This is a genomic window from Lysinibacillus sp. BSL11, from assembly GCF_052928325.1.
On the sequence record NZ_JAVGCX010000024.1, the window covers coordinates 1 to 12,251 of the forward strand.

A 12,251-nucleotide genomic window follows, 5' to 3' on the forward strand; every position below is an offset into this window, starting at 1 on the left:
AAGATCCCTCAAAGACGATGAGGTAGATAGGTTCGAGGTGGAAGTGTGGTGACACATGGAGCTGACGAATACTAATCGATCGAGGACTTAACCAAAAAAGTTTGAAACATTCAATGTATCGTTTATCCAGTTTTGAAAGAATAAGTCTTTCAGCTGAATAAGTGAAGTGATGATGGCAAAGAGGTCACACCCGTTCCCATACCGAACACGGAAGTTAAGCTCTTTAGCGCCGATGGTAGTTGGGGGCTTCCCCCTGTGAGAGTAGGACGTCGCTTCGCTTATTTTTTGTGGAGGATTAGCTCAGCTGGGAGAGCACCTGCCTTACAAGCAGGGGGTCGGCGGTTCGAGCCCGTCATCCTCCACCATTTTGGTCCCGTGGTGTAGCGGTTAACATGCCTGCCTGTCACGCAGGAGATCGCCGGTTCGATCCCGGTCGGGACCGCCATTATTATTGCCGGTGTAGCTCAGTTGGTAGAGCAACTGACTTGTAATCAGTAGGTCGTGGGTTCGACTCCTATCGCCGGCACCATTCCCTTGGAGGGGTAGCGAAGTGGCTAAACGCGGCGGACTGTAAATCCGCTCCTTAGGGTTCGGCGGTTCGAATCCGTCCCCCTCCACCATTTTAGGGGCATAGTTCAACGGTAGAATAGAGGTCTCCAAAACCTTTGGTGTGGGTTCGATTCCTACTGCCCCTGCCAGGTATTGAGGTACTCGTTCATAATACAGCTAATATAATTTATATAGTGGCGATTGTGGCGAAGTGGTTAACGCATCGGATTGTGGTTCCGACATTCGTGGGTTCGATTCCCATCAGTCGCCCCATTTTAAAATTGGGGTATAGCCAAGCGGTAAGGCAACGGATTTTGATTCCGTCATGCCTAGGTTCGAATCCTAGTACCCCAGCCATTTTTAATTTCATGAGCCATTAGCTCAGTTGGTAGAGCATCTGACTTTTAATCAGAGGGTCGAAGGTTCGAGTCCTTCATGGCTCATCATTTTTTAATTAGCATGCGCCCGTAGCTCAATTGGATAGAGCGTCTGACTACGGATCAGAAGGTTATGGGTTCGACTCCTGTCGGGCGCGCCAATAAAATCATGTTTACGGAATGTAGCTCAGCTTGGTAGAGCACTTGGTTTGGGACCAAGGGGTCGTAGGTTCGAATCCTGTCATTCCGACCATCTTTCATGATAAATGGGGCCTTAGCTCAGCTGGGAGAGCGCCTGCCTTGCACGCAGGAGGTCAGCGGTTCGATCCCGCTAGGCTCCACCATTGTAATATTTTTGGAGGTATACCCAAGTCTGGCTGAAGGGATCGGTCTTGAAAACCGACAGGCGGGTAACACCGCGCGGGGGTTCGAATCCCTCTACCTCCTCCATTTTTCGGGTCAGTAGCTCAGTTGGTAGAGCATTAGATTGAAGCTCTAAGTGTCGGCGGTTCGATTCCGTCCTGACCCACCATTATTGCGGGTGTAGTTTAATGGTAAAACCTCAGCCTTCCAAGCTGATGTCGTGAGTTCGATTCTCATCACCCGCTCCAAAATGGGCCTATAGCTCAGCTGGTTAGAGCGCACGCCTGATAAGCGTGAGGTCGATGGTTCGAGTCCATTTAGGCCCATCATTATTCCGAAGTAGCTCAGTTGGTAGTAGCACCTGACTGTTAATCAGGTTGTCGCAGGTTCGAGTCCTGCCTTCGGAGCCACGGCCCGTTGGTCAAGTGGTTAAGACACCGCCCTTTCACGGCGGTAACACGGGTTCGAATCCCGTACGGGTCATCAAGCATGTAGCACAGATGTGTGTTACATGCTTTTTTCTATTCTCCTTTTTCATGTTGTTGAGAAAAGATCACTAGCAGAAAAAGACACCTATTAGCAAGGTAAGAGGTTGATTTCCGTTCCGCCAGCTTCCTTTCCAGAGGGCGTCCGATGAGCCACTTCACTCATTTACGTTTGCTCCAGGGTCTCATCTGTGACGCTGGCTCCACTACAATCAACTTTTCTGCAAAGTGTCTTTACTTTACTTTTTTCATAGTAGCATAGCGATCAAAAAGCCCATTATCTGTATGCTTAGAGGAGATAAGCTCTTATTTTCAATGTGGAGTAGGGAATCAGTTACAACAGCCAGCCATAAGTGAACACCTTCAATTTATTTGTGGGATAAATGAGGAAGACTACTTGATTGCCGGGGTTAGCCAGAAAGAGGCTAACCGCAGCGCGAAAGCCAAGCGTCAGCAGCATGTAAGTAGCCTAAAATGGAAAGACTTTTATCTTTCATAAAAAATTCTATTGATTGCTTTGCTACAACACTATGAAGGTTATATGATTAATGTAGACTTTTTACAATAGTTAGGATCCCTCTCCCTTACATTCTCTTAAGAAAGAGAGTCTATAGAGTAAATTTGAACAAACTATTTCATATATAAAATATGTATGTTTTTTCAATTACTATTTTCATGGTGCTTGTGGTTTTGTTCCTCTAATATGAGGATAAGTGGAGGAATCGATATGAATATACAGGAGATAAAGCAATTTTTAAGTCTATATCAGACAGAACAAAATGAATCAGAATTTTGGTTAAAGAATAGATTACAGGCAGTTAAGGATGCAGGTGAATATCACCCAACAACAGAGGAGCTAGTTTTTGGCGCACGGGTGGCATGGCGAAATAGCAATAAGTGTATTGGACGTCTGTTTTGGCAGTCACTGCATGTAGTAGATGCACGTGATGTTTTAGATGAAAAGGCTATTTTTCAAAAATTACTAGAACATATTGATTATGCGACAAATCATGGGAAAATCCGTCCAACTATAACAGTGTTTGCTTCAGATAGAGTACGGATTTGGAATCATCAACTAATTCGTTATGCAGGCTATGAAACAGAGGCAGGCATTATTGGAGATTCGCAGTCCATTAAATTTACAAAAGTGTGTGAGTCGTTAGGATGGAAAGGTAAAGGAACTGATTTTGATGTACTACCAATCGTTATACAGGTGGATGATCGTGCTCCTCAAATGTTTGTAATTCCTGAAGAAAATATAGTAGAGGTTTCAATCCGCCATCCAGAGTCAATCGATGTGGAGAAATTAGGAATGAAGTGGTATGCTGTACCTATTATTTCGAGTATGCGTTTTCAAATGGCTGGAATTGATTTTCAAGCAGCTCCATTTAACGGCTGGTATATGGGAACAGAGATTGGTGCTCGAAATTTAGCAGATCATGATCGTTATAATATGTTACCTGCAATTGCAGAGATTTTTAATCTTGATACAACCAAACAAGCGTCTCTTTGGCGTGATCGTGCTTTAGTAGAACTTAATATTGCTGTTCTTCACTCATTTAAAGAAGAGGGTGTGAGCATTGTTGATCATCATACAGCAGCTCAGCAGTTTAGATTGTTTGAGGAGGCTGAAAAATCAACAGGAAGAGAAGTTACTGGCAACTGGACATGGTTAATCCCACCACTTTCCCCTGCCACAACTCACATATTCCATAAACCCTATGTAAATATATATCATACACCAAATTATTTTTATCAAAAACCATGCTATTAGTGTAAAGGAATTGTTTACTTTCAACACTTTTGATGAAAGAGGGCTTACTATGTTAGATCAGCAAATTCCCAATATCCCGTGGAGACAATTGACGACACCTTATGGTAGAGGTACAGCCATTCCTAAGCTGATAGAACAGGAGCAATACACACAACTAGCTGAATTAATCGAACATCAAGGTACACTGTGGCAGGTGACACTATGGGTTTTGCTTGTCCTGTTAAAAAAGCTTACTAGTAAAAAATTAGAGGTTGTCTCCTTACAAGAAATACAATTATATTTAGCTGTGGCACATGCTATTACGAAAGATTATCTCGACCCAGTCAATACTGTTAAAAATATGCAGGAGCTATTAGACGTCAACTATTTATGGATAGAAAATGAGGACAATGATGAGCAGGAGTGGGAGGAAGAAACGCCAAAGGGCTATGGAAAGCAAGCTTTTGTAGGCTATTACTATTATAGTTATTTGCTTTTACAAGAGGCTGTTCCTATTTTTTCTACTATAACAGCTCGTAATAATGAAGCATCAGAATGCCTTGCTGAATTGCTAACATTAATCCAGCAACTCGACAATTAAGTAATGTGTAAACACTATATAGAAATAAAGCAGATGGAGGAAGCTGAACCACCTGCTTTATTTAATTTTAATGCACATATTCATTCTTAGAAGCTCTCATTGAGCAAAAGAAGAGTAAAATTGCCACAACGACAAAGAGCCATCCCGCAATATTCCAACCACCAAATAAATCATGCAAGTAGCCAAAAAGAATAGGACCAATTGCGGCAAATAAATAACCCAAAGATTGTGCAAAGCCTGATAAATCTGCTGCTTCAAATGCAGTACGAGTACGGAGAGTGAAGAACATCATTGCTAGGGCGAATGAAGAACCACCTGCTAACCCTAGAAGAACCATCCACAGGACCCCAAGACTTGTCCATTCCATGACAACTCCAACAAAGCCTACTAAATAGAAGGATGTAAACATCAATACAAGTGGGCGTTGAGAAGTCATTTTACCTGCAATAATAGGCACTGCCAAAGCCATTGGTACTTGTGAGAATTGCATGATTGAAAACATCCAGCCAGCTTTATCAGGCGCTAAACCTTGAGCAATATAGATCTCAGGTATCCACGCTGCTGTTGTATAGAATAATAAAGACTGTAAACCCATTGCCCCTGTGACAGCCCAAGTAACAGGTGATTTCCATAAAGGTGTACTGGTCTTTTTAGATGTAGTAACTGGTTCTGGGTAATTTGACTTTAGTTGAGGTATCCAAATTAGGATTGTAATTAGAACGAGTATGAGTGCAATGGAAAGCGCACCTTGCCAGCCTAACGATGAATTAGCTATCGGATAGCTAATACCAGCTCCAAGGCCAGCAGTAAAATTCATGGACATGGTGAAAAAGGCCATTAATAAACCCACATGATATGGAAATTTCAATTTTAATAATCCTGGAATTAGTACATTTCCAAAAGAAATGGCTACGCCAATTAACACAGTACCCAATAGAAGTAATTCTGTCGTACCAAGTGAACGTAGGACAATTCCTAAGGCCAAGAGAAAAGTTGATAAAAATAATGTTAGCTCAAGCCCTAGTTTGCGTGCTACAACTGGTGCAAATGGAGATATAATAGCAAAAGCCAGCAATGGAATTGTTGTTAGAAAGCCAGCCACTACATTAGATATTCCAAGATCTTCACGGATAAAGGATATAATTGGACCAACAACAGTTAGTGGCATTCGTAATGTAGAGGCTATAAAGATAACGCCAAAGACTAAAAGTAAGGTTGTTCCTTTCCAGCTAATTTTTTTACTTGGATAACTAGTGGTATGATCATTTGTAGTCAAAATAAATCCCCCCTAATAATAACCATTCTAATTGAACTACTATAACACTTTATCACACTATTAAAAATAGTAGAAGATTCATAAAATACGGAACATTTCTTGCGGTATTGAAATGTCTATGGTCTTATGTTAGTATAATAAACATCATAAATTTAATAATTATATGCCTCATGTTTGTATTGAGGTAGAGGTCGCGATATTTATAAGTATGCTAATTGAAATGACAAGCATTGATGAGATTAGCTGAAAGGAAATATTGCCGAAGTGTGAGGGGACTTGAAAACCTCATGCTGGGGCTGTCTCCGAAAGGAACAGAACTGTCACGTTTGTACAACGTGTTGAGCTATCATGTAGGAAAAACTGAGGATTAACGTAGCCATCACAGTGTATATGTGATGGCATTTTTTTGCCTCATAAATAGGAAGGAAGCTATATCGTGAGTGAAATAAAAGTAAATCAGCTCGGACATAAAGCGCCGAAGCTGAAAAAAGAATTAAAAAGCCGTCATATTACAATGATTTCTTTAGGCGGTACAATTGGTACGGGGCTATTTTTAGCCAGTGGAGGTGCTATTGCTCAGGCAGGGCCTGGGGGAGCATTGCTTGCCTATGCTTTAATCGGTATTATGGTGTATTTTTTAATGACAAGCTTAGGGGAAATGGCTGCCTATATGCCATCATCAGGTTCATTTAGTACGTATGCAACCAAATTTGTAGATCCCGCTTTGGGCTTTGCATTAGGCTGGAACTACTGGTATAACTGGGCAATCACCATTGCTGCCGAAATTGCTGCTGTGTCATTAATTATGAAATATTGGTTCCCAGATAGCTCATCAGCACTTTGGACAGTATTATTTATTGCTGTTGTATTGACGTTTAATTTACTATCCGTAAAAAGTTATGGTGAAAGTGAATATTGGTTTGCCATGATTAAAGTAGCAACGGTTATTGTTTTTATTATCATTAGCTTACTAATGATTTTTGGTATTTTAGGTGGGCAGGCTCCTGTAGGTTTTACTAATTTCTTTGTTAGTGATGGGCCATTCCATGGTGGCTTCCTTGCTACATTTGGTATTTTCCTAGCTGCAGGATTTTCATTCCAAGGGACAGAATTACTAGGAATTACAGCTGGTGAAACAGATAATCCTGGTAAAAATATTCCGAAGGCTGTTAAATCTGTATTTTGGCGTATTCTTTTGTTTTATATTTTAGCGATTGGTGCAATCGGGATGTTGATTCCATTTACAGACGAACGTTTGTTATCAGAAGATATCGCAGTATCACCCTTTACACTAGTGTTTGACCGTCTAGGTATTGCCTTTGCTGCTTCTTTAATGAATGCCATTATTTTAACGGCTATGCTGTCAGCAGGAAATTCAGGACTATATGCATCTTCTCGTATGCTATGGCAATTAGCAGTGGATGGACATGCACCTAAATTTTTTGCAAAGCTAAGTCGTAGAGGTATTCCGATTTATGCACTTATGGCAACATTAGCTGTAGGCTGTTTAGCATTTTTGGCATCCTTCTTTGGCGATGGAGTGGTTTATATCTGGCTATTAAATGCTTCTGGAATGTCTGGCTTTATTGCATGGCTAGGTATTGCGTTTAGTCATTATCGTTTCCGCCGAGCGTTTGATGCACAGGGCTTAGATCCAAGATTATTACCTTATAAAGCCAAATTATATCCGTTTGGACCACTATTTGCTTTTACAGTTTGTATGATTGTAGTCATTGGACAAAATTACACAGCCTTTACAGGCGATAAGATTGATTGGTACGGTATCCTTGTTTCGTATATTGGGATTCCATTATTTTTAGCATTATGGTTGGGCTATAAAATAAAGCACAAAACAAAAATGCTTCCACTTAAAGATTGTGATTTAAAAGTTGAAGATTAAATAATAGAGCTGTTCTGTAAACCTAAGAGCGATGGTTTATGGGGCAGTTCTTTTTTCAACACTCATAAACAAAATCTCTCTAATCAAACATCATAAATATGGTAATGTAATATACATATGGAAATTGGGTTTTGATAGGAGAGGTGCATGATAGTGCAAAAACATATCTTACTGGTAGAAGACGATGAAGCCATTCGTGAAATGGTTGATAATTACTTAACGATGGAAGGTTTCAATGTCACAACAGCGACTAATGGCGAAGAGGCATTACATAATTGTTTGCAAAATACCTTTGATTTGGTCATCTTAGATATTATGATTCCTAAATTAAATGGTTTGGAAGTATTAAAGATTATTAGAGAGCAGGCAGCACTTCCTATCATTATTATGTCTGCAAAAGACAGTGATGTTGATAAAGCATTGGGCTTAGGATTGGGGGCAGATGATTATATTGCTAAACCTTTTTCTATGCTGGAGTTTTCAGCACGTGTAAAGGCTGTTATCAGAAGAGCTACGAAATACTCTAGTCAAGCTGAACAAAAGCAAGAGGTCCTCGAAATTGATAATTTAAAGATAGATATCGTTAATTTCTCAATAACAAAGAGCGGACAAGAGATAAAGCTGACATCAAAGGAATTTTCCATTTTAAAATTGTTTGTGACAAATCGTCACAGGGTTTTTACCAAAGAGCAAATTTATCAGATGATATGGAAAGATGCCTATTACGGAGATGAAAATATTATAAATGTACATATTAGAAGACTACGTGAAAAAATAGAAGATGATCCATCAAATCCTCAGTATATTAAAACTCTATGGGGAATCGGCTATAAGTTTGAGGGATAAAAATATGATGATATTTCTATTAATAATAATTGTATTGCTAATCGGGGTCCTAATTTTTCAATGGAAAGTCAAGAGGGAACAAGAACGCGCTATCCAATACATTCATAGTAAACTACACGTAATTGTGAATGAACAGACGTATGAAAAGATTCTAGTAACAACTACAAATTCAGAAATTCAACAGTTACTTATTAAACTGAATACGTTGCTAGATCAACATCAAAAAATCCAGGCTACACATCGAAAAATGGAAAATTCCATGAAAAAGATGTTGGCCAATATTTCGCATGATCTTAAAACACCTTTAACCGTTGTACTTGGCTATATTGAAATGCTTCAACTTCAAAATGCGATGAGTGACGAAGAACGCCAACGATTACTTACAGGTGTACATGCTAAAACATTAGAAGTGTTAAAAATTATCCATACATTTTTTGACTTGGCGAAATTAGAGGCTGGAGATACAGATTACCCAATCACTAAAATCAATGTCAGTGAAATATGCCGTAAAAATATTTTGTCTTTTTACGATCTGGTTACTTCAATGGGATTAGATGTTAATATTGATATTCCTGCAAGCCCCATGTATGCCCTTGGTAATGAAGAAGCATTAAATAGGGTTCTAAACAATCTACTGTCTAATGCTATTGCATATGGAGCAGATGGCAATGTAATTGGAATTACCGTAAGACATGAAGAAGCCAATATTGATATTGATGTGTGGGATTGTGGCAAGGGTATTGATGAATATCATATCGATAGCGTATTTGAAAGGATGTATACACTTGAGGATTCTCGAAATAAATCTTTTCAAGGCAGTGGTTTGGGACTAACGATTACAAAGCGGCTAGTAGAAATAATGAATGGCTCCATCCGGTTATCGAGTATTCCTAATGAAAAAACTACTTTTACCATTTCGCTAAAACGAATGATGTATTGAATCCAGTTGTGCTTGTAGAGCTTTAATGCTTTGCAGGCTTTTTTACTTAAGAAATTTGTAAGAATGCAGTAATAAAATAGAGAGTTTCATTTTTTATAATGAAGCTAGTCACAATTGAGGGAGCGAATTACATGACATACATTGTAAAAACAAATCAGCTTACGAAAGTGTACGATGGAAAGGAAGTTGTTTCTGCTGTCAATATGAACGTTAAGAAGGGAGAGATTTATGGATTTTTAGGTCCCAATGGTGCAGGTAAAACCACTGTTATGAAGATGCTAACTAATCTAACGAAGCCTACAAGTGGAGATGTAGAAATATTAGGGGAGAAATTGACCGACAAATCCTATGAAATACTAAAAAGAATGGGGACAATTATTGAATATCCTATTTTTTATGAAAAATTAACGGCTAGTGAGACCCTAGAATTACATTGTGAATACATGGGTTATTATGATAAGAAAGAAATTGCACATGTTCTTAACTTAGTAAAGTTAACGAATACAGAGAATAAGCAGGTTAAAGATTTTTCTCTAGGGATGAAGCAGAGATTAGGCATTGCAAGGGCCATTATTACAAAGCCAGAGTTACTTATATTAGACGAACCAATTAATGGATTGGACCCAGTAGGAATAAAGGAGTTAAGAGAGCTTTTCAAGATGCTTTGTAAGGAGTACGGCATAACCATTATTATCTCAAGTCATATTTTGGCTGAAATAGAACAATTGGTCGATACAATAGGTGTTATTAAGAATGGAAGGCTCATCACTGAGGTAGCAATGGATACTATTAATCGTGATCAGGTCAATTATACCGAAGTGATCGTAAGTGATGGGAAAAAGGCAGCGTTTATTATTGAAAACGAATTAAACATTACTAATTTTAAGCTGATGGATGATAACTCTATACGTATATACGACTCAACTGTATCCCAACAAAGCCTATCAAGAGCATTAATTGAACATGACGTTGAGATTGAAGAGATTAGTAAAAAAACAAGTTCATTAGAGGATTATTTCTTAAAGCTAATCAATGGAGGCGTTGTTCATGCTTAATTTAATGCGTTTAGAAATGAAAAAGTTCCATTTAGGATCATATGTTAGAGGAGCTATCATTGCTAATTTAGTCATTCTCGGGTTTCTGTTTATGATTTTATTTATTTCTAAAGTAGAAGGAGATCCAGGGCTTGAAAATTACAAGGTTGCTTTAAGTGTCATTGATTCATTTGTAAGAGCAGTTTTTATTATTTTTGCTTCTACGTTAATAGCTAAGTTAATCATCGGAGAATATAAATTTAAAACCATTACATTAGCCTTTATGTATCCGATAAGTAGAAAGAAATTAATGGTCGCAAAGCTTGCTATTGTCATGCTATTTACTTTCAGTATGATCATTATCTCCAATGCTCTTATTACAGCCATTTTTTGTGTCGTAAGCGATCGATATGAATTAATTCCAGATGTACTATCAAGTTCTTTAATTATTCAGCATATACCTTCTGTATTGATGAATGCGATAGCTGCCTCAGGCATAGCTTTAATCCCATTGTACTTTGGGATGAGAAAATACTCTATACCGACAACTATCATTTCATCTATTATAATTGTGTCTGTCACTTCGTCAAATTCAGGTAACTTTACTTTAAACGATATAATTATTATTCCAATTACTTTAGCAATCGTGGGACTGGGTATTGCTTATTTAGCCATTAGAAATATCGAAAAGGTGGATGTTTAATCAAAAAGATACCAGGTGCTCATTCCTAGAGTACCTGGCTTTTTGTTATCCAAAAATTGTTTCCCACAGTAAGTAAATGTTTAACGTAACAACAATGACTACGACAAACCAACCTAAAACAGTTGTAATACGGTGATTAACTAGGCTTCCCATGATGTCTCGTTTACTTGTAAACATAACAAGAGGGACAAGTGCAAAGGAAATACCAAATGATAAAACAACCTGACTAAGAACCAAAGCATAGGTAGCATTCACACCAGAGGCAATGATTGCAAGTGGTGGCACCATGGTAATCGCTCTACGTAAATAAAGAGGTATTTTTCTTTGAATGAAGCCCTGCATCACTACGTCACCGGCTAAAGTCCCTACAGAGGAACTAGCAAGCCCTGCAATAAGTAAACCAAGACCAAAGGAAATGGCAGCCAGTGGGCCGAGCGCATCTTTTAAGCCATTATAGGCAACATCTAAATCTTCAACTACAACGCCTTGGGTATGGAATACTGCTGCGGCAATTATGAGCATACTCATATTGATGGCACCAGCAATAATCATAGCGATGATAATATCGATAAATTCAAAACGGAAAATACGTTTTTTTTCTGCCTCATTCCGACCAATAATACGACTTTGTGTTAAAGAGGAATGTAAGTAAATAGCATGAGGCATAACGGTTGCACCTAAAATACCTGTTGCTAATAATAGTGAATCTACACCTTCAAAGTGTGGCGTGAACATGCCGATCGCTACATCGCCCCATGCTGGCTGCGCTAAAAATGTTTGAAAGGCAAATGCCAATACAACAATTAAAACCATGCCAGAAATACCTGCTTCAAAGGCTCTAAATCCTCTTCTTTGCAGCTCTAAAATAGCAAATGAACCCACTGCTGTAATTAATGCGGCGGGAAGCATTGGGATATTGAAAAGTAAATAAAGCCCTAATGCTGCTCCGATAAATTCCGCGAGGTCAGTGGCAATGATGACCAATTCTGCCTGTATCCACAAAAAGATAGAAGTTTTTTTAGAAAAATGCTCGCGTGCGACTTCAGGTAAATTTTTTCCTGTCGCAATCCCAAGCTTGGCAGACAGAGACTGAATTAACACAGCCATTAAATTAGAAAAGGCTATAACCCAAAGTAGCAGGTAGCCGTATTGAGAGCCTGCTGTAATATTTGTAGCAAAATTACCAGGATCGATATAGGCGACTGCTGCAATGAAAGCAGGTCCTAAAAATGGTAAAAATCTTCGCCAACCTCTTATATCTCCATCTAAAACCGCCTCTGCTGACGATTTTGTGACTCGTTTGTAAACCATATTGTTCCCTCGTTTCAAAAAGTATCATCAATGAAATAAAGTTTCCTATAGGAAAATAAGATATTAGTATTCTAACGCTAGGAATAAAAAAAGTGAAGTGGTTTGCTTTATCC

The 12,251-nt window shown here is 38.7% G+C and carries 9 protein-coding genes, 17 tRNA genes, 2 rRNA genes and 1 riboswitch; of the genes, 26 read left to right on the forward strand and 2 right to left on the reverse strand.

Annotated elements, in window-relative coordinates; genetic code table 11:
• The 21 genes from RCJ95_RS21775 to RCJ95_RS21875 all read left to right on the forward strand — a co-directional run.
• A 23S ribosomal RNA gene (locus tag RCJ95_RS21775) occupies positions 1 to 95 on the forward strand; the annotation flags it as partial.
• Between the two features lie 67 nt (positions 96 to 162).
• Positions 163 to 278, forward strand: a 5S ribosomal RNA gene (gene rrf / locus RCJ95_RS21780).
• An 11-nt stretch (positions 279 to 289) separates the two neighbouring features.
• Positions 290 to 365, forward strand: a tRNA-Val gene (locus RCJ95_RS21785).
• Positions 366 to 369: 4 nt separating this feature from the next.
• Positions 370 to 445 (forward strand) — tRNA-Asp (locus RCJ95_RS21790).
• A gap of 8 nt (positions 446 to 453) precedes the next feature.
• A tRNA-Thr gene (locus tag RCJ95_RS21795) sits at positions 454 to 529 on the forward strand.
• A gap of 7 nt (positions 530 to 536) precedes the next feature.
• Positions 537 to 620 (forward strand) — tRNA-Tyr (locus RCJ95_RS21800).
• Between the two features lie 4 nt (positions 621 to 624).
• Positions 625 to 698, forward strand: a tRNA-Trp gene (locus RCJ95_RS21805).
• Between the two features lie 48 nt (positions 699 to 746).
• A tRNA-His gene (locus tag RCJ95_RS21810) sits at positions 747 to 822 on the forward strand.
• Positions 823 to 831: 9 nt separating this feature from the next.
• Positions 832 to 906 (forward strand) — tRNA-Gln (locus RCJ95_RS21815).
• Positions 907 to 919: 13 nt separating this feature from the next.
• Positions 920 to 992: transfer RNA gene (locus RCJ95_RS21820), tRNA-Lys, on the forward strand.
• 18 nt (positions 993 to 1,010) lie between these two features.
• Positions 1,011 to 1,087 (forward strand) — tRNA-Arg (locus RCJ95_RS21825).
• A gap of 15 nt (positions 1,088 to 1,102) precedes the next feature.
• A tRNA-Pro gene (locus RCJ95_RS21830) sits at positions 1,103 to 1,179 on the forward strand.
• A 15-nt stretch (positions 1,180 to 1,194) separates the two neighbouring features.
• Positions 1,195 to 1,270 (forward strand) — tRNA-Ala (locus tag RCJ95_RS21835).
• 13 nt (positions 1,271 to 1,283) lie between these two features.
• Positions 1,284 to 1,376 (forward strand) — tRNA-Ser (locus tag RCJ95_RS21840).
• Positions 1,377 to 1,382: 6 nt separating this feature from the next.
• Positions 1,383 to 1,458, forward strand: a tRNA-Phe gene (locus tag RCJ95_RS21845).
• 5 nt (positions 1,459 to 1,463) lie between these two features.
• A tRNA-Gly gene (locus RCJ95_RS21850) sits at positions 1,464 to 1,537 on the forward strand.
• A gap of 4 nt (positions 1,538 to 1,541) precedes the next feature.
• Positions 1,542 to 1,615: transfer RNA gene (locus RCJ95_RS21855), tRNA-Ile, on the forward strand.
• A gap of 7 nt (positions 1,616 to 1,622) precedes the next feature.
• Positions 1,623 to 1,699: transfer RNA gene (locus RCJ95_RS21860), tRNA-Asn, on the forward strand.
• A 1-nt stretch (position 1,700) separates the two neighbouring features.
• Positions 1,701 to 1,772: transfer RNA gene (locus RCJ95_RS21865), tRNA-Glu, on the forward strand.
• A gap of 729 nt (positions 1,773 to 2,501) precedes the next feature.
• Entirely contained in the window at positions 2,502 to 3,548 is a 1,047-nt protein-coding gene (locus RCJ95_RS21870; RefSeq protein WP_446722782.1) for a nitric oxide synthase oxygenase, read from the forward strand.
• Between the two features lie 49 nt (positions 3,549 to 3,597).
• The gene (locus RCJ95_RS21875; protein WP_446722783.1) at positions 3,598 to 4,128 is read left to right on the forward strand and encodes a hypothetical protein; all 531 of its coding nucleotides are present in this window, start codon (positions 3,598 to 3,600) and stop codon (positions 4,126 to 4,128) included.
• Positions 4,129 to 4,195: 67 nt separating this feature from the next.
• Here the strand turns inward: RCJ95_RS21875 and RCJ95_RS21880 are convergent, their stop codons facing one another.
• Positions 4,196 to 5,404, reverse strand: a complete 1,209-nt coding sequence (locus RCJ95_RS21880) for a CynX/NimT family MFS transporter (RefSeq protein ID WP_221683347.1) — start codon at positions 5,402 to 5,404, stop codon at positions 4,196 to 4,198.
• A 177-nt stretch (positions 5,405 to 5,581) separates the two neighbouring features.
• A riboswitch (Lysine riboswitch) is annotated at positions 5,582 to 5,758 on the forward strand.
• Positions 5,759 to 5,840: 82 nt separating this feature from the next.
• Here RCJ95_RS21880 and RCJ95_RS21885 point away from each other — a divergent pair.
• The 5 genes from RCJ95_RS21885 (at position 5,841) to RCJ95_RS21905 (ending at position 10,827) form a co-directional block, all read left to right on the forward strand.
• Positions 5,841 to 7,304 (forward strand): amino acid permease, encoded by a 1,464-nt coding sequence (locus RCJ95_RS21885; RefSeq protein ID WP_221683348.1) that lies wholly within the window; start codon positions 5,841 to 5,843, stop codon positions 7,302 to 7,304.
• A 153-nt stretch (positions 7,305 to 7,457) separates the two neighbouring features.
• Complete coding sequence (locus RCJ95_RS21890) at positions 7,458 to 8,150, forward strand: response regulator transcription factor (protein ID WP_312130939.1); 693 nt, start codon at positions 7,458 to 7,460, stop codon at positions 8,148 to 8,150.
• 4 nt (positions 8,151 to 8,154) lie between these two features.
• A complete protein-coding gene (locus RCJ95_RS21895; RefSeq protein ID WP_446722784.1) occupies positions 8,155 to 9,090 on the forward strand; it encodes a sensor histidine kinase in 936 nt (311 codons plus the stop codon).
• A 131-nt stretch (positions 9,091 to 9,221) separates the two neighbouring features.
• Positions 9,222 to 10,145: an ABC transporter ATP-binding protein gene (locus RCJ95_RS21900; protein WP_221683351.1), complete on the forward strand. Its 924-nt coding sequence runs from the start codon at positions 9,222 to 9,224 to the stop codon at positions 10,143 to 10,145.
• Positions 10,138 to 10,827 (forward strand): ABC transporter permease, encoded by a 690-nt coding sequence (locus RCJ95_RS21905; protein ID WP_221683352.1) that lies wholly within the window; start codon positions 10,138 to 10,140, stop codon positions 10,825 to 10,827. The genes RCJ95_RS21900 and RCJ95_RS21905 overlap by 8 nt, the downstream gene beginning before the upstream one ends.
• Before the next feature lie 45 nt (positions 10,828 to 10,872).
• Here the strand turns inward: RCJ95_RS21905 and RCJ95_RS21910 are convergent, their stop codons facing one another.
• Positions 10,873 to 12,138: an Nramp family divalent metal transporter gene (locus RCJ95_RS21910; RefSeq protein ID WP_221683353.1), complete on the reverse strand. Its 1,266-nt coding sequence runs from the start codon at positions 12,136 to 12,138 to the stop codon at positions 10,873 to 10,875.
• Positions 12,139 to 12,251 lie beyond the last annotated feature (113 nt).

Coding starts and splice junctions, on each gene's coding strand:
- RCJ95_RS21870 (WP_446722782.1), top strand. CDS start 2,502: ATGAATATACAGGAGATAAAGCAATTTTTAAGTCTATATCAGACAGAA.
- RCJ95_RS21875 (WP_446722783.1), top strand. CDS start 3,598: ATGTTAGATCAGCAAATTCCCAATATCCCGTGGAGACAATTGACGACA.
- RCJ95_RS21895 (WP_446722784.1), top strand. CDS start 8,155: ATGATGATATTTCTATTAATAATAATTGTATTGCTAATCGGGGTCCTA.
- RCJ95_RS21900 (WP_221683351.1), top strand. CDS start 9,222: ATGACATACATTGTAAAAACAAATCAGCTTACGAAAGTGTACGATGGA.
- RCJ95_RS21905 (WP_221683352.1), top strand. CDS start 10,138: ATGCTTAATTTAATGCGTTTAGAAATGAAAAAGTTCCATTTAGGATCA.
- RCJ95_RS21910 (WP_221683353.1), bottom strand. CDS start 12,138: ATGGTTTACAAACGAGTCACAAAATCGTCAGCAGAGGCGGTTTTAGAT.